Annotated in this window: 27 protein-coding genes; all 27 read right to left on the reverse strand. The window is 52.7% G+C overall.

What is annotated here, in order from left to right; translation table 11 throughout:
• Positions 1 to 190: hypothetical protein (locus tag QMD53_04760; protein ID MDI6799961.1), on the reverse strand; the 190-nt coding region annotated here is incomplete at its 3' end.
• A 3-nt stretch (positions 191 to 193) separates the two neighbouring features.
• On the reverse strand, positions 194 to 1183 hold the full coding sequence (gene fliM / locus QMD53_04765; protein MDI6799962.1) for a flagellar motor switch protein FliM: 990 nt from the start codon (positions 1181 to 1183) through the stop codon (positions 194 to 196).
• A 13-nt stretch (positions 1184 to 1196) separates the two neighbouring features.
• On the reverse strand, positions 1197 to 1700 hold the full coding sequence (locus tag QMD53_04770) for a flagellar basal body-associated FliL family protein (GenBank protein MDI6799963.1): 504 nt from the start codon (positions 1698 to 1700) through the stop codon (positions 1197 to 1199).
• A gap of 30 nt (positions 1701 to 1730) precedes the next feature.
• Positions 1731 to 1883, reverse strand: coding sequence for an OmpA family protein (locus QMD53_04775; GenBank protein ID MDI6799964.1), 153 nt, complete (start codon positions 1881 to 1883; stop codon positions 1731 to 1733).
• A 19-nt stretch (positions 1884 to 1902) separates the two neighbouring features.
• Positions 1903 to 2502, reverse strand: coding sequence for a flagellar motor protein MotB (locus QMD53_04780; protein MDI6799965.1), 600 nt, complete (start codon positions 2500 to 2502; stop codon positions 1903 to 1905).
• Positions 2495 to 3280 (reverse strand): MotA/TolQ/ExbB proton channel family protein, encoded by a 786-nt coding sequence (locus QMD53_04785; protein MDI6799966.1) that lies wholly within the window; start codon positions 3278 to 3280, stop codon positions 2495 to 2497. Before QMD53_04785 ends, QMD53_04780 begins: the two co-directional genes overlap by 8 nt.
• A gap of 79 nt (positions 3281 to 3359) precedes the next feature.
• Positions 3360 to 3587 carry a flagellar FlbD family protein gene (locus tag QMD53_04790; GenBank protein ID MDI6799967.1) on the reverse strand — a complete coding sequence of 76 codons (228 nt, stop codon included), beginning with the start codon at positions 3585 to 3587 and terminating at the stop codon, positions 3360 to 3362.
• Between the two features lie 61 nt (positions 3588 to 3648).
• Entirely contained in the window at positions 3649 to 4890 is a 1242-nt protein-coding gene (locus QMD53_04795) for a flagellar hook protein FlgE (GenBank protein ID MDI6799968.1), read from the reverse strand.
• 95 nt (positions 4891 to 4985) lie between these two features.
• A complete protein-coding gene (locus QMD53_04800) occupies positions 4986 to 5363 on the reverse strand; it encodes a TIGR02530 family flagellar biosynthesis protein (GenBank protein ID MDI6799969.1) in 378 nt (125 codons plus the stop codon).
• Positions 5364 to 5371: 8 nt separating this feature from the next.
• Positions 5372 to 5773, reverse strand: coding sequence for a flagellar hook capping FlgD N-terminal domain-containing protein (locus tag QMD53_04805; protein MDI6799970.1), 402 nt, complete (start codon positions 5771 to 5773; stop codon positions 5372 to 5374).
• A 13-nt stretch (positions 5774 to 5786) separates the two neighbouring features.
• Entirely contained in the window at positions 5787 to 7304 is a 1518-nt protein-coding gene (locus tag QMD53_04810) for a flagellar hook-length control protein FliK (protein MDI6799971.1), read from the reverse strand.
• Between the two features lie 102 nt (positions 7305 to 7406).
• Positions 7407 to 7904 (reverse strand): hypothetical protein, encoded by a 498-nt coding sequence (locus QMD53_04815; protein ID MDI6799972.1) that lies wholly within the window; start codon positions 7902 to 7904, stop codon positions 7407 to 7409.
• The gene (locus QMD53_04820; protein MDI6799973.1) at positions 7897 to 8454 is read right to left on the reverse strand and encodes a lytic transglycosylase domain-containing protein; all 558 of its coding nucleotides are present in this window, start codon (positions 8452 to 8454) and stop codon (positions 7897 to 7899) included. The genes QMD53_04815 and QMD53_04820 overlap by 8 nt, the downstream gene beginning before the upstream one ends.
• Positions 8447 to 8926 (reverse strand): flagellar export protein FliJ, encoded by a 480-nt coding sequence (gene fliJ, locus QMD53_04825; GenBank protein MDI6799974.1) that lies wholly within the window; start codon positions 8924 to 8926, stop codon positions 8447 to 8449. Before fliJ ends, QMD53_04820 begins: the two co-directional genes overlap by 8 nt.
• A 23-nt stretch (positions 8927 to 8949) precedes the next feature.
• Positions 8950 to 10257 carry a flagellar protein export ATPase FliI gene (gene fliI, locus QMD53_04830; GenBank protein MDI6799975.1) on the reverse strand — a complete coding sequence of 436 codons (1308 nt, stop codon included), beginning with the start codon at positions 10255 to 10257 and terminating at the stop codon, positions 8950 to 8952.
• A 13-nt stretch (positions 10258 to 10270) separates the two neighbouring features.
• On the reverse strand, positions 10271 to 10930 hold the full coding sequence (locus QMD53_04835) for a FliH/SctL family protein (protein MDI6799976.1): 660 nt from the start codon (positions 10928 to 10930) through the stop codon (positions 10271 to 10273).
• Positions 10923 to 11936 carry a flagellar motor switch protein FliG gene (gene fliG / locus QMD53_04840; protein MDI6799977.1) on the reverse strand — a complete coding sequence of 338 codons (1014 nt, stop codon included), beginning with the start codon at positions 11934 to 11936 and terminating at the stop codon, positions 10923 to 10925. Before fliG ends, QMD53_04835 begins: the two co-directional genes overlap by 8 nt.
• 7 nt (positions 11937 to 11943) lie before the next feature.
• Positions 11944 to 13497, reverse strand: a complete 1554-nt coding sequence (fliF, locus tag QMD53_04845; protein MDI6799978.1) for a flagellar basal-body MS-ring/collar protein FliF — start codon at positions 13495 to 13497, stop codon at positions 11944 to 11946.
• Positions 13498 to 13510: 13 nt separating this feature from the next.
• Complete coding sequence (gene fliE / locus QMD53_04850; protein MDI6799979.1) at positions 13511 to 13819, reverse strand: flagellar hook-basal body complex protein FliE; 309 nt, start codon at positions 13817 to 13819, stop codon at positions 13511 to 13513.
• 14 nt (positions 13820 to 13833) lie between these two features.
• Positions 13834 to 14220, reverse strand: a complete 387-nt coding sequence (gene flgC, locus QMD53_04855) for a flagellar basal body rod protein FlgC (protein ID MDI6799980.1) — start codon at positions 14218 to 14220, stop codon at positions 13834 to 13836.
• Between the two features lie 18 nt (positions 14221 to 14238).
• Positions 14239 to 14652 (reverse strand): flagellar basal body rod protein FlgB, encoded by a 414-nt coding sequence (flgB, locus tag QMD53_04860; protein MDI6799981.1) that lies wholly within the window; start codon positions 14650 to 14652, stop codon positions 14239 to 14241.
• Between the two features lies 1 nt (position 14653).
• Complete coding sequence (locus QMD53_04865; GenBank protein ID MDI6799982.1) at positions 14654 to 14857, reverse strand: helix-turn-helix domain-containing protein; 204 nt, start codon at positions 14855 to 14857, stop codon at positions 14654 to 14656.
• 554 nt (positions 14858 to 15411) lie between these two features.
• A complete protein-coding gene (locus QMD53_04870; protein ID MDI6799983.1) occupies positions 15412 to 17229 on the reverse strand; it encodes a DUF2225 domain-containing protein in 1818 nt (605 codons plus the stop codon).
• Between the two features lie 222 nt (positions 17230 to 17451).
• Positions 17452 to 17853, reverse strand: coding sequence for a flagellar export chaperone FliS (gene fliS, locus QMD53_04875; GenBank protein ID MDI6799984.1), 402 nt, complete (start codon positions 17851 to 17853; stop codon positions 17452 to 17454).
• A 29-nt stretch (positions 17854 to 17882) separates the two neighbouring features.
• Positions 17883 to 19829, reverse strand: a complete 1947-nt coding sequence (fliD, locus tag QMD53_04880) for a flagellar filament capping protein FliD (protein ID MDI6799985.1) — start codon at positions 19827 to 19829, stop codon at positions 17883 to 17885.
• Between the two features lie 10 nt (positions 19830 to 19839).
• Positions 19840 to 20217 (reverse strand): flagellar protein FlaG, encoded by a 378-nt coding sequence (locus tag QMD53_04885; GenBank protein ID MDI6799986.1) that lies wholly within the window; start codon positions 20215 to 20217, stop codon positions 19840 to 19842.
• A 105-nt stretch (positions 20218 to 20322) separates the two neighbouring features.
• Entirely contained in the window at positions 20323 to 22326 is a 2004-nt protein-coding gene (locus QMD53_04890; protein MDI6799987.1) for a glycosyltransferase, read from the reverse strand.
• Positions 22327 to 22439: the final 113 nt, after the last annotated feature.

Genomic DNA, 22439 nt, shown 5'->3' on the forward strand with positions numbered 1-22439 from the left:
CGCTCATGTCCAGCTTCAAGATGACAGCCGGCCCGCCCATATCGGCGGAGTAGTCGGCAAAGGTGACGGCCTGCGGCGCAAGGAGATTGGGCGAGAAGGACTTGCCGCTGAAATCAGAGACTATTTTTGCGATGGCCGCAGCCACTATATCTAAGAAGCTGCTTAAAGCGGTCGGTTCAGCTGGAGCCATATCTCATTCCTCTCCCTGAGCATAAGATGTCGTCCTTACCGCGTACTTTTTGGCAAGAATGCCCGGTTTTCCATAGAATTTAACGTGCTCACCTATCTTTACCTTGAGCTCTTGATCTACTCTAGTCCCAAGCTGAAGGGCATCGCCGACTTTAAGATCCAAGAGCTCCCCGATAGTTATATCGACCGAGCCGAGCTCGACCGTTACCGGCAAGTGAACCGGTTCCAAACTCTCCTTGATGTAGCCCTTCTGCTTGGCATCGGCCTTCTCGGCCTCGCTTTTGGCGGCAAACCAGACTTTTCGGGTGAGCTTGGGAATTATGCTCTCCAACGTCAAATAAGGCAGACAGATGCTCATGGCTCCGGTCGTCGCCCCCATGCGGACCTCAAAGACGATATCGGCCATAATCTCGCCGGGTGGAACTATCTGAACCAGTTGGGGATTGGTCTCTATCGCCTCTATCTTTGGATTAAAATTCGTTATACTGCTCCAAGAGTCCTTGAAGGCCTCCAGTATTTTTGTGGTTATCCCACTTATGACGCTCCTCTCGATATCGGTAAGCTCGCGGTTTTCGCTTAAGGCCAGACCGGAACCGCCCAGAAGTTTATCGTAGAACATGAAGGTCAAAGTGGGATTGAGCTCCATAACCGCATTTCCTGGAAGCGGCGAGAGCGAGAAGACGATCAGGGTGGTCGGGGCCGAAAGGGAAGCTGTATAGTCATCGAAGGCGATCTGCTCCACTGAAGCCAAGATGAAATTGACGTTCTGTCTCATGTAGACGAGCAGAGCCGCAGCCACCTGACGAGCAAAGGCCTGGTGGATGGTCTCAATGACATGAAGATGTGACTTTGAGAACTTGTCGGGGTGACGGAAGTCGTATACCCTTACTTGCTTGCGGCGACCATCAGCCGTCTCTGTGGTAATGGTCTCTTCGGGCTGGGAGCTGGTTGAAAGGAGGGCGTTGATCTCTTCTTGGGAAAGCACCCCAGGCATGGTACCCCCTTAACTACTGTGTGATGAAAGTGGTGAAATAAACGCCTTTAATTGTACCATAGGTAAGCATGGAGTCCACTCTATTTTTGATTTCTTCCTTGACGGCCTCGCCCCCGCCGGGCAGATTTACCTCCTCTGCGGTTTTGGAGCGAAGCACGCTTATCACGGCGTCTTTGATCTGGACTCTTCTCGATTCCAATTCGACCTTAAGCTCTTCATCTTTATCATCTATCTCAATCTGGACTCCAACCTGAAGATAACCGCTCGATCCGGCCAGATTGACGGTGAAGGTCTCGAGATCGAGCATGTAGATAGCAGGCAATTCCTTCTTTTTTTCTGTTTTGCTTGAATCCTTCTTTAAGACCTTTGAAACGATCAAGCCTGCTACAATGGCGAATATTATGACGACAACTGCTATCAAAGGAACCTTAATATTTTTTAGATTTTCGCCTTTCTTCTTTTTTGGGTCCTCTATCTCCTGAACCTTACCGCCTAACCCCTCATCTTCTATGGCCACCCTCTTACCTCCTCAAGGAAACTTAGGATTTCAATACATTATCACCATATCTACCCGCCTGTTCTGAGCCCGGTTTGCAGCCGTGGTGTTGGGCAGGATCGGTTTATATTCACCGTAACCGGCCACCGAGAGGCGGCTTGGAGCTATGCCTACGTCATCGACAAGATATTTTAAGACCGACATAGCCCTTGGCCGTCGAAAGCTACCAGTTAGAGTAGAATTCAGCCGTATAGATCGGAAGATCGCATGTATGGCCCTCGATCATAACTCCATAATTGGAGTCTTTGAATGATTCGGCTATGCTTTTTAGGACCGGAAGAACGCCCGGTTTTAAGCTCGCCCGGCCCAGATCAAAGAGGACCTGGTCCGTTAACCTGACCATGACGCCCTTTCTGGTCGTTGCCGTCTGTATCGATTTCTCGTGTCCGGCCTCCTTGACCTTCTCTTCGATCTCCCTCTTTATCTGCTGCATAGCCAAGACATCTGATTTGGGAATGCCGGTCGTGTTGAAGCCCTCGCCGCCCTCTACGATCAGACCGCCGGAGACCCCGGGCGCCGATTCGCTCCCCTGGCCGGGTGAACCCGCCGTGCTCGACCCCTCTTCGACCCTTAAGACGCCAGCCACTCCGTGAACGGCCAGATTGATCGAGCCGATGGCCTTGTTGAACTTCTCCAAATTCGTCACCGAAAAAGAGTAGAGGAGGATGAAGAAGACGAGAAGAAGAGACATGAGATCACCGTAGCTCGCCATCCAGCCAGGCGCTCCCTTGGGCGGTTCTTCCGGTTTCTTCTGCCTAGCCACCTTGTCCTCCTTTATTTTTGCTGACGTCGGCGCGGACCTTGGGAGGCAGAAAAGCCATCAGTTTCTCCTCGATGATTCTGGGGTTATTTCCTGCCTGGATCGAGAGGATCCCCTCGATCATCAGCTCCTTGTTGAGTATCTCTTGGCCGCTCTTGACGCTGAGCTTGCCGGCAATCGGCGTGAAGATTAGGTAGGCTGACAGCGCCCCGTAGAAGGTGGTCAAGAGGGCAACGGCCATACCCGGCCCGATTTTGGATGGATCATCTAAGTTTCGAAGCATCTGGACGAGGCCGATCAAGGTCCCAATCATACCGAAGGCGGGGCCATATGAGGCCATAGCCTCGAATATGTTCTTGCCCAATTTATGCCTATCCTCCAAGAAGGAGAGTTCGGTCACCAAGATATCCCTAACCAGCTCGGGGTCGGTTCCATCGATGACAAGTTGGATCCCCTTTTGCATGAAGGGATCATCGAGCTGGCTTACGTCGTCCTCCAGCGAGAGAAGCCCTTCTTTTCTAGCCTTTTCAGCAAATTTGACGATGATTGCAATCAGTTCTGTTATGTTCTCGGACGCCCCAAAGAAAGCATTTTTGAGAATCTTTATGACGCCGGTTATCTGAGGCAGAGTGAAATTGATTAGTGTAGCGGCTATCGTTCCTCCGAAGGTTATCATCATCGACGGAACGTGGAAGAATATGCTGATACTGCCGCCCTGCAGGATGGCCATAAGTATCAATATGAAGCCGGCCGCTATACCGACTGTGGTTGCAATATCCAAGGGTTACACGTCCTTTACGGTTTGAAGTGCAAGAACTAGCGGGAAAGATCGCCTTTCGCCTTCAAAAATATTTATCGGGTCAAATCTCTTTCTCCTTAAACTCGTTTTTGGCGATGACGACCTGGGGGCCACCCACCTTTTTAAAGTAGTTAACTATCTCCTCGACGATCACCTCTGGGCTCTCTTTGACGACCACCTTCTTGCCATCGATCAGAGAGACGACGCTGTCGGGGGTGGCCTCGATCGTCTCAACGAAGACGGCGTTCAAGATGAACTTGCTCCCGTTCAAACGGGTCAATTCGATCATAGTCTCCTCCTTAGGGGAAGGGGCGCCCGTCCAAGCGGACGCCCCTTAGGGCCTTGAATCACTACCGTTTCAAGTTGACAAGCTCGGTCAGCATCTCATCTGAGGCACTGATTATGCGCGAATTAGCCTGGAAGCCGCGCTGGGTCACTATCATGTTGGTGAACTCCTGGGCCAGATCGACATTGCTCATCTCAAGAGAGCCCGGAACCACCGAGCCCAGACCGCTCGTTCCCGGAGCGACCAAACGGACTTCGCCCGAGTTGGTAGACTGTTGAAACATCGTCCCGCCCATCCGGGTAAGTCCCCCGGGATTCCCGAAGACTCCCAGAGCCAAGCAGGCCAAGGTCTTATTCATGCCGTTGGAGAAGACTCCGGTTATCAGACCGTCGCTGCCTATGGAAAAGGTCTCAAGTGTACCCATAGGAAAACCGTTCTGGCTGCGAACTATGATGTTGGAGTCGCTTCCGTCGAATTGGGTCAAGTTGGTAAAGTCGGGATCGATGGTGATGGGATTGGCCCCGCCAGCAGCGGCAATCGAGATGGTGCCGCCCCCTTCGGCGCTGAAGGTTCCATCTGCGCTGAAGGTTATTGTTTGATCGGTGTCAGTATTCCAAGATCCGCCATCCACCTGCCACTTCCAAGTCCAGGCATCGGGAGTTGCACTTTCGGCAAATCCGAAGACCAGATTGTGGGCGATGCCGAGCGAATCATAGATTTGAACCGAGACGCTGGCGTGATTGCCGTTGCCATCTACCGCCCCCGGGTCGGCATCGAGATTACCGGAGAGGACGGTGGTATCGGTAGCCTGTGCTACCATCAGCTCTCCGATTGGAATCAATATCTCGGTTGGAGGAAGGGTTGAATCGATCGTGCCCGCATCATCGGCCTGCCAGCCCATGACCTTATAACCATTGGAGGGATCGACCATATTCTTCTGCAAGTTGATATCGAAGACTCCGGCCCGGGTATATTTGTTGGAGATGCCGTCATTGAGAACGAAGAAGCCGTCGCCCTGGATGGCCAGATCGGTCAGCTTGCCCGTAGACTCCAGGCTTCCTTGTCCGTTCATGATATCGATCGTCTTGACCAGCATACCGAGTCCCACCTGCTGAGGATTGGAGCCACCCAGGCTCTCCTGGGGAGCGGTTGCCCCCCTCATCGTCTGATTGAGCATATCTTGAAACGTCACCCGGCTGGCCTTGAAACCGACCGTGTTGACGTTGGCCACGTTGTTTCCGATCACATCCATCTTGACCTGATGGTTGCGGAGACCGGAAACGGCCGAAAACATGGAACGCATCATAACTAAATCGACCTCCTGTCGCTGTTATCCTTTTTTGACCGCCCCTTAAAGTGCGGGGCAGCCCAGGGCTTCCTTTTAGCTTTAAGGTCCAGTCCTTACATGATCACCGCGCTATCGATGTTGGTAAAGACATTCTCTTTGATGCTTTCGCCCTCGATGGCCGTGATCACCGTCCTGTTCTTTACGCTGACCACAAAGGCAAGGTCGTCGAGAAGAATGAGCGACTCTCTGGCCCCCTTGGCGGCCGCCTTGCTTACGGCCTCTTTGACCCGACTCATGTGCTCATCGCTCAGGTTGATATTTCGGGCCAATAGCCTCTTTTGAGCGTGGGCCGAAAACTTAAGACCGCTTTTAAACTCACTTTCAAGGACTTTGGCAAACGACTCTTTGAAAGAGCTCCTGCTTGCCGCTTTCCCCTGATCGATCGGTTTTATCGGCCCACTTGAATTTGGAAATTGAACTTTACCTACCATTTTGCCCCCTAAAATACTTTGACTACGTCGCTAGCCAGGACTTCAGCCTCCTCCAGTTCGAGATAAGGGGCTCCATCCTTGATATTTACGGCCAGAACCAGCCCCTCTATGAACTGACCGGTCGCCGAGTCGACGGCCCGGATGTTCTTTCCGATCATCGAGCTCGACTGGGAAAGGCCCAGCCAGTCACCTATCGCCTTCATCTGATCGCTTAAGGCTTGAATCGCCTCGAGCGAGCTGAATTGGGCAAGTTGAGCAATGTATTCGGTATTCTTCATCGGCTCAAGCGGATCCTGATATCTCATCTGAGCGACCAGAAGCTGAAGAAATTCGTCCTTTCCTAGCTCCCGCTTGACCGTAGAAGCTACCGATTCGTTCAAACTAGCTCCACTCGTTGCAGTTATACTCAACTCGATCACCTCCTTAAATCAGATAATTGATCCCGCCGCCGGCCATCAGGCCATAGGTCCTGCCCAGCGATAGGCCAGCTCCCTCATCCAGCTTTACGCCAAAGTGAGAGCGCCCCTTGAAGCGGTTTGGAATATTGTCTCCGCTTTGACGACCCTCGCCCTTGAGATCTCCTCCGACCGAGACCTGGACGGCCCCCATAGAGAAGCCCTTTTCGGTCAAGGATTGCTTAAGATTTGCCAGATTCGATTCGAGGGCCTCTTTGACGAGGGGGTTTATCGCCTCGAACTTGGCGCTGATAAGACCCCCTTCGACGGTTATCTTGATCTTGATGCTGCCAAGCTCCTTGGGCTCGAGGTCTATCTTTGCCTCATGCTTGCCCTCTTTCAAGAAGAACTGGACCTTCTTTACGACCTGGTCCAATATCGCTCTATCCATATCTTCGGCAGGCAAGGGCGTAGCGATGCCGCTCTCTTTGGATTCGCCAAGATCGATCCGGCTCACCTCGGCCCTGGATGGGGGCGCTATGACCTCATCGGTCCCTTGAGAAGTCACCCTCTCCTTAAGCAGAGTCGTCGCAAAGGAGGAGCTCTTTGAGTCAGTTTTGGCAGAAGCCGTTGCCCCGGAATCACCCGTTTTTGACGGGCTTAGCTCGCTCGAGGCCGATTCGGATTTGCCTTGACCGCCGGCCTGTTGAAAATCTTCCTCCCTTGCGGGCGAAGTATCCTTGATGGTTGGGCCAGCTCCCTTTTCACCCTTGACTGCGGCATTCATTTTAGATAGCTTAAGGGACTGCTCCTTGGCAAGATCTCCTTTTTGATCCGGGTTTTCGATCAATGACGCACCCTTTGCGGTCTTTGACTCCGACTGGGTTGCAAGCTTAAGATCGCTCAGTGAGAGGTTATCGAGAAGGGCTGCCTCTTCGATTCCCCCTTTGCCCTTTTGGGATGGGTCAAGCCTGCTTTCTCCGCTCTGGGCTTGGGGCCGGTTGAATAGAAAAGTCCTTGGGACCGTCTCATCGCCTGGGCCAACTTCAAAGCCGACGGGCAGACCCGCTCCTTCCTCTTGCAGACGGCTCGGGCCAGATAAGACTGCCTCTTCGCTTAGGCCCGGCTTAGCGCCTTCGAGCGCGAAACAGAGTGATTGGTCAAGAGCTTGGTTGATTCTGGTTTGGCTCGGGCTAGCACCGCCTTGTGAAATAGAGTCAGCTAAGGCGGCCGCTTTGGATTGGATGGCGAGCCAAGTTTCGGGATCGACATGGGGTAATAGGGCCATAAAAAGCCCGAATAGGTCGGATGCGCTCTGGGGTTGACCCTCCTTCATCAGGTCCAGGTCGCTTGCTTCCGCAAAACCCCCAATCAGTTCCAAGAACTCTTTTAATCTCTCTGCCCCTTCGCTTGTCCCCTTCGATGCAGCGATAACCTCCTTAAGTAGCCCGGCGAATGCAATCTCTCCCTTGGGCGATTCCACTTTTGGGGAGTCGTTTGCCGCCGCGGCGGCCGGGGCTTGGGCCATAATTTGAACTACGTTCATTTTTTCATCACCTCCTTTTCGTAAAAGATGATTGGTGGCAGACCAGAGGTCTGCCAAATCGAGAAAAAATAGAATATGGCCTCAACTAAAGCTTTAGCTTATTCAATTATCAAGTTTCAGACGGATCTTCTTGCTCAAGACGGCCGCCTTGGTCGCATCCATCTCGGCTAAAATCTCGGCGGCAATCTCCGGATTCATCTTGTTCAATATTTCTACGGCATCGTCTTCGGGAAGAGTTTCGATAATCTCGGCCGCTTTGGCCGTATCTATAGCCTCATATATCTTTACCACCTTCAAAAGCTGTTTAGCCTTGGCCTCTTGTGCGGCGGCCGCTTCCTCTTCGCTCTGAGTATCGACCGATGGCGCCTCTTCGGGCGGGGGCTCGGTCTCTGCCGGCGTCTCCGTCGGCGCTTCAGAAATGGTATCTTCGGCCGGCTTCTCCTCCTTGGTCGTCTCGGTCGTCTCTTTGGGCCTGCTAAACATCTTGGCTATACTGCTCATCGTCAAGGCTCCGGTGAAAAATAGGGTCGAGACGAAGACGGTTATGAATAGGACTACTGCCAATATGACAAATTTGGCTCCGCCCCGCTCATTAGCCAAGTCCGCTACCTCCGCCGCTAAACTCCCGCTTTTTTGCGAGCACTCTCTCTATGAACCTTTCGGTCTCAGCGAAGGGAGGAACCCCATTATATTTATCGACATTTTTCGGCCCGGCATTATAGGCGGCTAGCGCCAACTCAAGATCGCCGAAGCGAGTGAGCTGAATCTTTAGATATCTGCTCCCTCCGTCGATATTTTGAGCCGGATTTAAGGGATCGGTGACTCCAAGGCCGGCGGCCGTCTTTGGCATGAGTTGCATGAGTCCAAGCGCTCCGGCCGTCGATTTGGCATCCGCCCTAAAGCCAGATTCGGCCGAAATGACCGCGGCTATCAGGGCCGGGTCCAAGCCGTGCTTCTTCGAAGCCGCAAGTATCTCTTGTTGAAAGGGAACGCTGGCCGAAAGCTTGCCACCCGAAGCGACGCCGGCTTCAAGCGTTCCTTTGGCCGAGCCCAAGGCGGCGGCAAACTTTGGACTTTGCGCGCTCGGAGCGGAAAATCTGGCTTCGATAGTTTCGATCCGGCAGATGACCGAATTTAATCCCTCAAACACCTTTCTCATCCCCCGTTAGAAGTGAGGCTATCTGATTCCTCTTATACCTCGATGTGGCCAGCTCATCTATGAGCTTCTGCTCCGTTTTGAGGACCATCTGACAGAACTCCTCATATTGCTTATCGTAGATCTTCTCGATGATCTTCTTATCCTTTGACGCCTCTATCAGGCGGTCTCGCATGGCTTCAAGTTCTGACAGGATCGACTGGACACGAACAGCCTGAACCGTAATATCCTCCTGAATCTTGGCAAAAAAACAGGAGAAGACGAAGAGTTCGCTTATCTCGACGCCGGCCGCCTGTTTCCTCTTAAACTCCCTCTGGTTCTGGAGAAGTGAGTTTATTAGAGCATCCAAGGCCATCCTCTCCTCCTCGTATCTCCCCCTTATCTTGGCAAGCTCCCGCTTTAAGGAGTCCTCTTGCTGTTCGCGAAAATTTAGGACGGGTTGAAGTTTGAATTTGAAGTCGCTCATAAGACGATATCCTCTTCAAAATATCAGTTGGCAAATATTCCCTTAAGCATCTCTGTATTCTCATCAAATTCGGCCACCTCGTCTATGCTCTGGCGCAAAAAGGCGTTAATGGCATCTATCTTCTTGATGGAGTAGTCTATTTTAGGGTTGCTCCCCTTGGCATAGGCACCTATGTTGATGAGGTCTTCGGCCTCCTTGTAGGTGGAGAGGGTATCCCTGAGTTTTCCGGCCAGCTCATTCCCCTCCTTGATCGAAATCTCCTTCATCAGCCTGCTGATGGATGAGAGGACATCTATGGCCGGGTAGTGGTTCTGGGCGGCGAGTTTTCTGGATAGGACGATGTGGCCGTCGAGAATGCTCCTCACCGCATCGGCGATCGGCTCGTTCATGTCATCGGCCTCAACCAGGATGGTATAGAGCCCGGTTATGGTGCCCACATCCGAGGTACCAGAACGCTCCAGAAGCTTGGGAAGGAGAGCAAAGACCGATGGGGTATAGCCCTTGGTCGCCGGCGGCTCTCCGATGGCCAGTCCCACCTCCCGCTGAGCCATGGCGAATCTGGTCACCGAATCCATCATCAGCATGACGTTCTTGCCCTTATCGCGGAAGTACTCGGCGATGGCCGTGGCCACAAAGGCTCCTTTCAGCCGGACCAAGGCCGGTTGGTCTGAGGTGGCCACCACGACGACCGACCTGGCTAGACCCTCTTCTCCAAGATCGTTCTCGATGAAGTCGCGAACCTCTCTGCCCCTCTCTCCGATGAGGGCGATAACGTTGACATCGGCGTGGCAGTTGCGGGCGATCATGCCGAGAAGAACGCTCTTTCCAACGCCGCTTCCGGCAAAGATGCCGACCCTTTGGCCCTTCCCGCAAGTGAGCGTGGCATCTATCGACCTCACCCCCATGGGCAGAGGTTCGGTGATGCGCTGGCGGCTGAGCGGGTTGGGAGGGGAGTTGTGGACTTCATAATCGGTCTCGGTATATATCGGACCGCGTCCATCGATGGGGTTGCCGAGTCCGCCCAAAACCCGGCCCAAAAGCCCGTCGCCCACTCCGACCTTCAAAAAATCGCCCGAGGCGACGATCTCGCTGTTGGGCTTTATGCCGCTCATCTCACCAAGAGGCATAAGGAGCACGCAGTTCTCCTTGAAGCCGACTATTTCGGCCTTGACGGGCGGTTGGTTCCTGGAGATCAAAATATTGCAGACCTCGCCTATCTGGGCGGGTGGGCCCAATGACTCTATGACCAGACCGACCACTTGTTTTACCTTACCATTCTGTCTGATCGACCTGGTTTTGCGGATAATATCCGAGTACTTATTGAAATCGATGACCTTTTGGGCCTCACTCACCGCTCTTTGTCCCCTCCAAAAGCTTCTTAGAGATCTCGCCAAGCTGAGAGTCTATCCTAGCATCGACGCTTCCCTGGGCGGTCTCTATGATGCAGCCGCCCTGTCTTATCCTCTGGTCGGCAATTATCTCGAGCTCCTTGATGCCGTCAACCGAACTTGCAAGCTCTTCTCTGGACTCCTTGATGATCTCAAAGTCTTTGGGGTTGAGCCTTAAGACTACGTGCTCCCGCTCGACAGCCAGTTGGAGAGCCTTTTTGGCTACGTTTTTGATGAAATCGGGGGTTGCCCTTATCTCTTCGTTAATGATCTTTTCGGCAATATCTATGGCAAGCTTGATAGAGGAGGCTTCCGCCTCCTCGACTATCTTCTTCTTCTCCTCGAGCGCCCTCTTGGTGATCATCTCCAGGGTATCTATCAGCCCTTTGGTCTCGGCCTCGGCTTGAGCTAAGCCCCCCTCGTAGCCCTGCTTGAAGGCCTCCTCGCGCAAGAGCTCGGCCTGTCGGGCGGCCTTATCGGGGAGGTTCTCCGGCCTTGGTCTGCTGGGCTGAGTGGGCGCCTTGATGGGGTCCGGCTCTTTGTCCACTACAAACTTATCGAGTTTAGGTGGCCGAAAATCACCATCTGAACGGATTATCCTCGAAGCCTTAGACAACTATGTCATCCTCTCCGCCTCTTGCGATTATTATCTCTCCCTCGTCTTCTAGGCGACGGATCAAATTGACCACCTCTTGTTGGGCCGTCTCAACGTCGTGAAGGCGAACCGGACCGAGATAGTCCATCTCTTCTTTCAGCATCTCGCCGGCCCTCTGGCTCATATTGTGGAATATCTTCTGTTTGAGTTCATCGCCCACCGTTTTGAGCGCAAACGAAAGCTTCTTGGAATCAACTTCGCGCAGAAACCTCTGGACGCCCCTATCATCGAGCGTGATTATGTCCTCAAAGGTGAAGAGGTTGCGCCTAATCTCGTCGGCAAGCTCGGGGTCCCTCTCTTCCAGTGCCTCTAGGATTGACTTCTCCGAGCTTCGATCGACGTTATTGAGTATCCCAACGACCGAGGGAACGCCGCCGACGGAGGTATACTCCTGTCCCTTAGCGATGGCGGCCACCTTCTTCTCTAAGACCCTCTCCACGTCGGAGACTATCTCGGGAGTCGTCCTATCCATCAGGGCGACCCGTTTGATGACGTCGGCCCTGATGTCCACGTCGAGTTTGGTCATGATTATGGCCGCCGGCTCGGGAAGGAGATGGGAGAGGACCAGGGCTATGGTTTGAGGATGTTCATTCTCGATGAAGTTGAATATCTCGCCCGGATCAGTATGTCTCAAAAAATCGAAGGGGGCGATGTCGAGCGATGACGAGAGCCGGTTTATTATCTCGGCCGCCTTGCCCGCGCCCAGGGCCTTCTGGAGCACCTCTTCGGCATATTCGATGCCGCCTTGGCGAACAAAGTCGCGGGCTACGCAGAGTTCGTAGAACTCCTTGACCACCTCATCCATGACCTCGGCCGGAAGCTTTCTCATATTGGCGATCTCCAAGGTCAGCTTCTCTATATCGTCCTCTTTCATCCTCCTCAAGAGATCGGCTGAGACCTCCATTCCGAGCGAGACCAATAGGGCTGCCGCCTTCTGCTTCTCCGATAATTTGCTCTCTTTTGCCAATCGTTATCTACTCCTTGGAGGTGAGCCACATCTTGATGAGACCGGCTACCTCATCCGGCTTATCCTTGGCAATCTTCTTGACCTGTTCCTTTATGGCTTTTCTCTCCCTCTCCTCGGGAGTCGTCTCCTCTTCCCCCATGGCGAAATCGCTTGGAGCGGCCACCGAAAAGGCCTCAAAGCCCGCAATCTCCGGTTTTCTCTTCCTCAAGTTGGAGAGCATCCTGTTTAGGAAGAAGGCGCCCAGAAGGAAGAAGAGGGCCAGGGCCACCATGCGGATTATGTTGTTCGTCCTCTCTCGGCTCATGAACTCCTCGAGTTCAGCTGCGTCCTGCTCGGCTTGGGTGGTATCGAAGGGCACGGTGGAGACGGTCAAGATGTCCCCTCTATCTGTATCTAAGCCAGCCGCGGCCGATATGGCCTCCTCGACGGTGCCCGGCTGAACGCGATCGGTCGTGGTGCTGTCCAAAACGACGGCTATCGAAAGTTTCATTATTTCGCCGGGCGGATCGATCTCCTGCTGCAGATGTTTTGTCACCTCATAATTCTTGGTGGAATCGGTCTTGCTATATTCGCTGGTTCCGCCAGTCTGGGTGGTTGGATAGGTGGGATTGGTCGAATCGACCCCAGGCGTCCCGGCGGGGACACTCCCCTCGCCGGCATACTTCTCCTTGACGCTGCTCTCGCTGCGCAAGATAGGGGTATCTCCCTGCTCGTATATCTCGCTCTCGACGGTCTTCTCCATGAAATCGAGTTCAGCCGAGACGCGGACGACCGACTTACCTTTGCCCAAGAACTTCTCCAGCATCGTTTGAATCGATTTCTCAAGTTTGCTTTCGTAAGCGACCTGAGCCTCGAGTTGATTCTGAGTCATGCCGGAAGCGAGCAGAGTCGAGGCATCGCCCGTCGCTTCGGAGAGAAGGTTTCCCTGATCATCTAGGATAGTTATATTCTCCGGCTTTAAACCCTCCACGCTGCTTGCCACCAGGTGGACGACGGCCCTAACCTGATTGGCCGAGATTTTGGCGGCCGCCCTGGTCTTTAGAACGACCGAGGCCGTCGAGGGCTCCTCGTCCTCCTCATAGAGGCTCTCTTCGGGAACGACGATATGGACTCTAGCCCCCTCGATCTCGGAGAGGCCGGATATGGTCCGGGCAAGTTCCCCCTCGATGGCCCGGCGCAAATTGACCTTCTGATTGAACTCTGAGGTACCCAAACTGCTTTGATCGAATATCTCGAAACCGACCCCGCCGCCGCTCGGAAGGCCTTCGGTTGCCACAGTCAAGCGGGCGTCATAGACTTGACCTGCCGGGACCTCGATGACACTAGCCCCCTTCAAGCGATAGGGAATGCTCTGTTCTTTTAAGACCGAGACTATCGATGCGGCATCGTCGGAGGAGAGGTTGGAGAATAGGACGGAATAAGAGGGGCGGACGGCCCAATAACTCAAAGCGATGAGCCCTAAAGTGAAGGAGAAGATGGTTATGACAAAGACGAGTTTCTGGTTGAGATTTAACTTTCTCCAAGCCATCCTGATTTGTTCCAGCGCATCGGATATAGCCATCTATCACCCCAAATTAAATTTGCATTCTGCTTATCTCTTGATAAGCCTCGACCATCTTATTGCGTATCTGTATAGTAAGCTGCAGAGCCACATTGGCCTTCTCGGCCTGGATCATCACTTCGTCGATGTCGATCTCGCCAGCCGCAAATCTGGTCATTGCTTGATCGGCCTCTTTCTGGATCGTGTTGATTCTGCTCATGGCACCTTGAAAGATCTCTTGGAATGAGGCGGCCGGGTTCTCTCGGGCCGAAGAGGCGCGGTCCCTTCCGATACCGATCCTGCTATCGACGTGACTTAAGATATTGATCGATTTTATGGCCAAAGTTCCTCCTTAAGTTAGATTTCAAGAGCCTTGAGAAACATGCTTTTAGCCACCGACATGACCGTTACGTTGGCCTCGTAGGCGCGGGTGGCCGAGACCATGTTGACCATCTCGATTACGATGTTGATATCCGGCATGGCCACATAGCCGTCGGTGTCGGCATCGGGATGACCGGGATCGTAGCCTAGACGCGGCTCCCCGTTGTACTGGCTGATAGACGAGACCCTAACCCCGCCGGAATCTCCCTTAGGGGTGAAGGCGACTACCTGCCTCTTGTATGGACCACCCTCGGCCGTGCGAGTGGTGTTGATGTTGGCGATGTTGCTTGAGATCGTATCCATCCAGAGACGGTTTGCGGTAAGGCCCGATGCCCCGATATCAAGACTTGAGAATACGCTCATTTCGGATGCTACCTCCTTCTACTTTAAGACCGATTTTAAGGATTCGAACCTTCTCTTCATCAGATCGGAGAGGGCCGTGTAGTATAAGCCGTTCTTGGCCAGCTTGCTCATTTCATCATCTATGTCAACGTTGTTGCCGTTTAAAGCCATCGAGGTCTCATTGATGGTGAACTCCTTGACCGTAACCTCCCCGGCCGGGGAGGAGGCGGCGCCCGCCATGTGCTTGGGGTCGGTCCTCGTCAGTTTCTTGGAACCGGATGAGCTGGCGATGGCCCCTTTGAGCGCATCCTCGAAGACGACGTCCGACTTTTTGAAGCCGGGCGTATTGACGTTAGCGATGTTGTTCGATATCACCTCTTGCCTCTTTGAGGCGGCTTTAAGGGAGTTCTTCAAGACCATAAATGGTTCGTCCGAAAAGATTCTATCCAACATTTTAACCCTCCCCAAAACTCTGGCTAAGTGCACAATTTTCCATCAGATCGTCGATGACCTCTCTCTTGAAGCGCCATTCCTTGCCGATCTTGATGCCGGGAAGTTTCTTATCTCTGGCCAGGCGACAGATCGTAATCTCGCTCATCTGTAGATATTCGGCAAGCTGTTTGGTCGTCATGATCTCGCCGGGACTCCGGTCAACCATCGATCCCCCCAGAAACTGACGGCACTTCGCCATCTTAAAGGATAATATGTAGATATATAGATAACTTTATAACCTTTTTCTAGATTATTCAATACCTTTTCTTAAAATAATTTGATTTTTCTATCAATAGGTTGTTAATTTATCACTTAATAGTCTATCAATTGACAACGACAATTTTCAAATTATTTTATGTTGTTTATATTCCTTTTATATATCTTTAATGTTCTTATCATTAATAATAATGCTTTTATATCATCTTAATATCTTTTTGCAAAGTTTCTTATATTTTTATATCTTTTTTATTTTCTGACAGATTTTAACTATAAATTGATATGGTTTTAAGTCTTATTATATCGTTTTACATAAGTTAGAATAACTATCAATAAAGAGACGTTCAATTTGATGTGAGAAAGGGCCGCTCGGCCGGTGTTTGGTGGAATGATGGGGTCTGCCTTAAGTCGATCGGCATCGCTTGGCCTCTGTCGCCAGTCCGGCCAGTTCAAACCGCCTTAGAAATTCGAGCTACCTTAGCCCCTCTTCTGTCCGCTTGCCCTTTAATTATCTAGCACCTCCTTGAGGGCGGCAGACATCTTCCCGATACTCTGCTGACTGACCCCGCCATGAAACGGCAAGAGAATAACCTCATCGAAGGCGGCCTTGGCAGCCGGAAAACCGCTCCCGCCGAAATCGAAGACCTTGCCTTTAAGAAGAGGGCTCTCGAAGGGAGGCCTGGGAAGAGGTCTTGCCTCAATATCATTATCGGCCAAAAAATTGATTACCCAATCCCTCCCCTTTTCCTTGGCCTTCCCTTTGAGCCGGATCGGATAGAATGGCCAGCTCATAGTGGCATTATCTGGAATAACGATCCCTTTATATGCGCCCATCTTGATGAGTGATTCGCCAAAGAGCCTGGCCTTGGCACCTCGCCTTCCTATCTCCTTGTCCAGATCGGTCAGGCGAAGGCTCGCAAGGGCCGAATGCCAGAGGGGCATTTGAAGGCCGAAACCAGCCAAGCCGCCTTCGCTCCCCCATATATCTTTGGCTCTGCCCAGACCCAAGTCTATCAATGGCTCGATCCTTTCAGCCAGGTCTGCATCATTGGTGGTTATGAGCCCCCCATCTCCGACATCGAGCGGACTTGGGGCGGATAGATCGAAGAGGGCTATATCGGCGGCAGCTCCCGCCGTAACGCCGCGCCCTGCCGCGCCCAGAGCAAATCTGCCGTTTTCGATGAGGATAAGACCGGTCCCCTCCAGGGCCGACCTGGCCGCCTGAAGATTGACGGGATTGCCGGCAAAATCGGTCAAAAAGACGGCCTTCACCTTGGGCCCGATATTATCCTTTATCTTGGTTACGTCGATGAGCAGGCTATCCGGCTCGATATCGACGTAAAGCGGCTTGGCCCCAAGGGCCAAAATAGCGCCGGTCAAACCCCAGAAATCCATGGCCGGCAGGATGACCTCATCACCGGCCGCAATTCCGATCGCCTCCAAGATAACCAGAAGGGCGCCGCCCCAAGAGTTCACGGCAAAAGCGTGGCTCACTCCCAAATATTTCCTTATGGCCGCCTCGAAATGGGCGGCCCCGCTGCCGGATGCGGTCTGGCTCAAGAAGGATTTGGTCAACAAGGCGGCCGCGGCATCATCAAGAAAGCGGCCGATGAAATTTATCCTCTCCCGCTTCCTCTTGGTCTCTTCGACATAGCCCTCTCTTGCGAGCTGCCACTGGCCTCTGGCGAGCTTTTCAAGGTCCATCCTGGCCTTAGCCTCAGGATGAGAGACTGCGACATTGAACCACTTCACCGCCTCCTCTATTTCACCGAGCCTTCTGGAGAGTTCCCCGATGAGGTAAGCCACGCCGACCGTGCCGAGCTTCACCGGCAATGTCCTAGAATTTTCGAAGGCGTCGCGGTAGAGCGAGAGAGATTTGGCCATGTACTCCTTTTCCAAATCGACCTCACCGATTTCGCGGTAGAGCCAGGCAACCCGCAGGTAGAATCCGGCAATGGCCGTTGAGTCTGAGTTTGATAACTTGGCGCACCCTATAGCCTGAAGATAGCTCTTGATGGCCATCTCGGGCGTCCTCATCCCGGTCAGATCGGGATTTTGACCGGAAAGAATCGATCCCTTTAAAGTCTCGACCAGTTTTGTGGAGCGGCGAAGGTTTGTGTTTTCGAATTCTCCGGCAAGGGCAGCGTAGCCGCAATTGGGGCAGGACCAGACGGCGTAATAGAGGGGGTTTGTGCCGGTGTAATGGATGCAGAAATCGCTATCCCTCTCTTTTACCGCATAAGAGCCGTGCTTAACGACCAGGGCCTTGAAGGGGGCCTTGCAGACCGGACAGGCTGCACCCTTCTCGATGAAATCGGCCACTCTATCCTCCGTTTGAAAGCTTTAGGATTAAGTTCTTCAATATCTAGCTTATATCGGTCTATTAGGAGTTCTGCTTAAACATGTCGGCCGGTGAGAAGAGGGGTGGGATTTAGAAACAGCGGAGGTGAGGGGCTCAAAAAAGGCGGCCCTTTTGGGCATGAGCCCAAGGCAAAAACCGCCTGATGCAACGAGTGACTTGGGTGGTATTCGGCGAGCGGCCTTCTATCCGACCATGTTGGCCTCCTTCTTGACCCGGCCCTTGTTGGTATCTACGGCCTCCTGCCAAGCGGAGCTTATCTGGGAGAGGAGTTCTATCGACTCCTCGATCAGCTTAACATCCTTCTTGATGTTGGCCTGGACCATCCTCTCGTTTATGTGGAGGTAGATCGACTCTAAGTTCCTGGCTATATCGCCGCCCCGCTTCTTATCCAAGGAGAAGGCGAGTTCGGAGACGATCTTCTGTGCGCGCAGGATATTATGGTTGGTCTTTTGAAGGTCGTTGGCTATCAGGGCATCCCTTGCCACCTTCATGAATTTTATGGCCCCTTCGTACATCATGGTAACCAAGGATTCGGGGCTTGCCGTCTCCACCTTATTCTTGAGATATTTCTCCTGAAAATCCATCACTATCACCTCTTAAAAAGTTTTGTCTTCTATCCGAAAAGACCGGATATCTGGGAGCTGAGCCAGTTGCTCATGCTCTGCATCTGCGACAGGGCCGCCTCCATGGCCGCAAACCGCTTGACCAGGTTCTCCCTTCTCATCTCCAGCCTCGTCCCCATATCGTCGATCCTATCTTGATAGTACTCTATTTCCCGGCTCAAGACATCCTCTTGGCGGGGTATGACGCCCGCCTTGACGCTGTAGGCGCCGACGAGCTCGGTCTTGCTGTCGGTATAGGAGTCCATCATGTCGTAAATGCGCCGGGCGATGCCGTCGTATTCGCTCCCCGCCTCGCTATCGTGAGAGAATAGTTTGGCCAAGGCCGCCGGATCCTCGCTCAAGGCCTCGCTTAGCGCCTCATCATCGATGACCAGAAGACCTGACTTTCCATAGTTGGCGCTGGTTATGCTTATGCCGATCTCGCTCAACTGATCGAGAGATTCGCTCAAGGGATCGTCCTCACCATCGGGGGCAGCAGAGCCGGGCCTAAGCCTGCTCACCGTGCTGCTAGCGATCCTGGCCATTTCGGTCTTCATCAAGATGAGGATCCGATCCCCCTTAAGAAGACCTTTCTTCTGATCGGCAAGCGTCTTGGGGTCCTTGACCTTCTCCTCAGATAGCCTGTTATTGATGACCGTCATCAGATCGTTATATTTATTGACAAAATCCTGAATCGCCCCTTTGGCCTTGGCCGCATCGTGGGATACCGCTATATCGACCGGGCCGTCGACTGCGTTCAGGGTGGATTTCAAGTTAATGGTAACCCCTTCTATCAGGCTGCTTACGCTGTTTGAGCTGCTATAGATCCAGTTTCCGCCATTGAAGCCCTCCACCTTGAATTTGGCGTTGCTCCCGCTGGTGGTAACCGGGCTATCTGCGGCAAGCAACTTGGCTGCGGCCAAGAAGTTGCCGCTCACATCCTCGCGCAGGATGGATGAGGAGCCGGCCGTCTTGGAGGTCAAGATGAGCTTGTCGGCCACGCTGTCGTAGGAAGCATTGACACCGGCCGCCGAATTGTTTATCCGGCTTATCACCTCGGAAAGAGTATCATTATCGATATTATGGTTGATCGTAACCCCATTTATTTTGAACGATCCGTCGCCGTTTGCGTCTCCGGTGGCCGCCGTCCCAAAATTACCAGCGCTTAGAGCCCGGCCCGTCCGTGCGTGGCCTAAGTGGACGGTGCTCGTTTTGCTGCCATCGCCGCCACTATCTTGCTCGGCACCGATGAGGTGGAGGGCCGAAAGTAAGCTGCTGGTATCACCGCTTGAACCGACCAGGATCTGTTGGCCGGAGTAGGCGACCGTATTGGTTAAAGTCAGGCTGTCACCGGCCAAAGAGGCGGTGACTCCGGTCGAAGCGGAAACGGAGTTTAGGTGGTCGATTATCTCCTCTAAAGTCAGGCCACTTCCGACCGCATCGGTCGTTGTGCCGGTCGGGCCGACCAGGCGATCTATGTCGCCGTCGCTATCCTCGTCGCTCAAGATGAATTGGACATTTCTGATAGTGAAGGTGCCGGCGGTGACCGCCGTTCCAAATTTGGCATCGTCGTTTGAGACGGCTTTGGTCGCATCGACGCTACTTCCGATTGCAACGCCGCTCACCATCCTGGTTGCAGTGGCGAGGGCCGCCACTTCGGTCAGTCTGTAGCTACCGACGGCAGTTGAAGATTTAGCCGTGGCGGTTGCGACATCGCTATCGCTTGACGTTATAGTCTTGCCCGCCGTATAACTTGAGCTCAAAAGGTTATTTGCCGCTGACTTGAAATTGGTCATATAGGCCTTTATCTCGGCCCAAAAATCCTTTTTCCAAGTCAGAGTGTCCTGCTTCGCCTCCATCTTCACCAGCGGTTGGCGATCGATGGCGATGAGCTGATCAATTATAGCATTTGTATCTAGGCCGGAGGCCAGACCACCGATACTGAAGTAACTTGGCATTAAATCTCCTTTAGGCCTTCTTGTCTACCATCATGCCGACCATTTCGAGCATCTTAGCCACCATATCGAGGATCTCCTTGGGAGGAATCTCCCGGATAACCTCCTTGGTCTCCATATCCATGATGGTGACCATTATCTCCTTCGTACCTTCGTGGACGGAGAATTCCAGCTGGGTATTGAAGATGTTTATTATCTCGTTTAGGCTCTCCAAGACCTCTTCACTCTTCTTCTTATCGAGATTACCTCCCTTAAGGCTGGGGTCCTTTGCCTGCTCCTTGGCCGCCTCAAAAGCCTTTTTTACCTCAGCTTTTGAAGTTTTGAAAACCATATCTGCGGGCAACGACTCCTTGGGATTCGTCTGACCTATCTCCACTGGTTTTATGTTCATTGCAACCTCCAAACTTAAGTTAGATTTTGACGATAAAGATAGTTATTTTATCGACAGTTCGAAGGGATTTCTGCACAAAAAGTGGGGGGCTCTTTGACCAAAAGGTTAAGCCGAGATGGCTTTTATGGCCCTCACAGTCTCTCTTAGAACCTTGGATTCAGGCAGCTTCTCGGCCCCCATCTCAAGGATTTTGACCGCTTCTTGGGTCATGCCCAAAGAGGAGTATATTTTGGCAATGGCCGTATAGGGACGGAGCTGGCCGGGCTCCTTACTTAGTGAGTGCTTATAGAAGACGACGGCGTCTTCCATCAGCCCGTTCTTCTCGCAGGTTTTGGCCAGCATATTTAAGCTTTCAACATCGGCCTGGTCACTCTCTACCGCTATCATCAGTTCCTGACAACCGAGATCGGCAAAACCGTTATCGTAGAGGAGCTTGCCAAGACGAAGGCTCTTCTCTCCTCTGGAGAGATGCAACAAATCGTAGAGGCCAAGGAGCTTTTCGAAGGATTCAAAGAGGTCCAATCTCAAATTCAACCTCAAGACCTCTTCTAGGAAGGCGACCTTGGCCGCCCTATTGCCTGATGAGACGGCCGGCGCCTCTTTGGACCCCATTAGTACCTCAACTACGGCCGCTGCGATATCAAGGATCTCAATCTTGGCCTCCCTCAAATCCCTGAGGACCGCTTTAGCCAGATTGAAGTCTGAGCTCAGGGCCGAAGCGACGACAAGCCTAATCTTTGCCGAGTAGTATTCGGAATAGGACTCTGGCACCTTGGCAAATATGGAGATGGCCCCCTCAAAATCACCCTTATTCATCAAGCATTCGCCCCGGACAAGCTCGGACTTGAATGAGGCGGGAAAGAGCTCGGCCGCCCTTTCAGCAAAGCCGAGCGCCTGGCCGACCATGCCCTCTTCACAGAAGAGTGAGGCCATGGCGAGCAGATTATTCTCAAAAGAGAGGTCGAGCGTCCTATCAATGAAGGCGATGACGCTATCGGCATCCTCGTGGGAGAGAAGGATCTTGCACATGCTCCTTGCGGCGAAGACATCCTTGGGATTATCTCTGAGCGCATTAGCAAAGGAGGAGATCGCCTCGTGGACGTAGCCCATCTCTCCATAGACCATCCCAAGCCCGTCATGGGCCTGATAGGAGCCGCTGCCCCTCTGGCTGACATACCTTAAGGGAGCCTCGCCCATGGCAAGGCAGCGCTCAAAGGAAGTGATGGCCGAATCGTACTTCTTCTGCTCTTTATAGATGAGACCCCGGATGAACTCCAAGTCAGTGAAGTCGGGAAAAATCTTTAAGGAGTCCTCGATGACCTCTAAGGCATCGTCAAAGCGGCCAATCGCTTTCAAGCAGATCAAAAGATTTCTTGGGATGAGCGAGACGAACTCGGCTTTATAATCATCTAGATACTTATATGCATTCTGGAAGCTCAAGATGGCTTTTTCGTAAGATCTCTCACGCAAATATTCGGTCCCCAGGTTGAAGTGGATGAAACTATCTTTGGGACTCTTTTTGAGATCGGCCAGGATTATGTCGATATTGCGTCTTATCTTCTCTTTGCCATAGACGGCCTGCTTAGAGTAGCCGTAATGGTTGATTCTTGCGCTGGAGTGGCCAAAGCGGCCCCCTCTATCCTTGATCGAGCCCGCTATCTGCTCGTGGATGGCCCTTTTGAAGCGGTATTCCTTGCGATTCCTAAATATCCTGACAGGCATCGAGACCAGAACGTCGGCTTCGGAGTCGCCGCCCTCCATGAAGTTATATTCGGTTACAAAGAAGGCTTCAAAGCCCGCCTTGCTCACGGTGCTACTTATCATCTGCTCATCGCCGAGAATGATCTCCTCGTCGGCGTCGAGCCAGAGTATCCAGTCAGATGTAGCCATCTCCAAAGAGACATTCCTGGCCGCCGAAAAGTCGCCCGTCCAGTCGTGATGGAAGACCTTGGCCCCGTACCCTTTGGCTATCTCAACGGTGCGGTCGCTCGAGCCGGTATCGACGATGACGATCTCATCGACCGCCTCTTTGACACTCGCAAGACATCTATCGAGATTCTCCTCCTCATCCTTGACGATCATACAGAGGGATATGGTCGGTCGCTTCAATCCTTCTCCTTAAAGTGGGCGAATGGACTCATGGTCGATGAAATGCCCATGTCTTAAAGGTATCGGTATCTTACTCCATTACCTTTAAGAAGATAGAGGGCCGCCCGCGTTAA

This window comes from Actinomycetota bacterium (assembly GCA_030017835.1).
GTDB lineage: Bacteria > Actinomycetota > Aquicultoria > UBA3085 > Oleimmundimicrobiaceae > Yes70-04.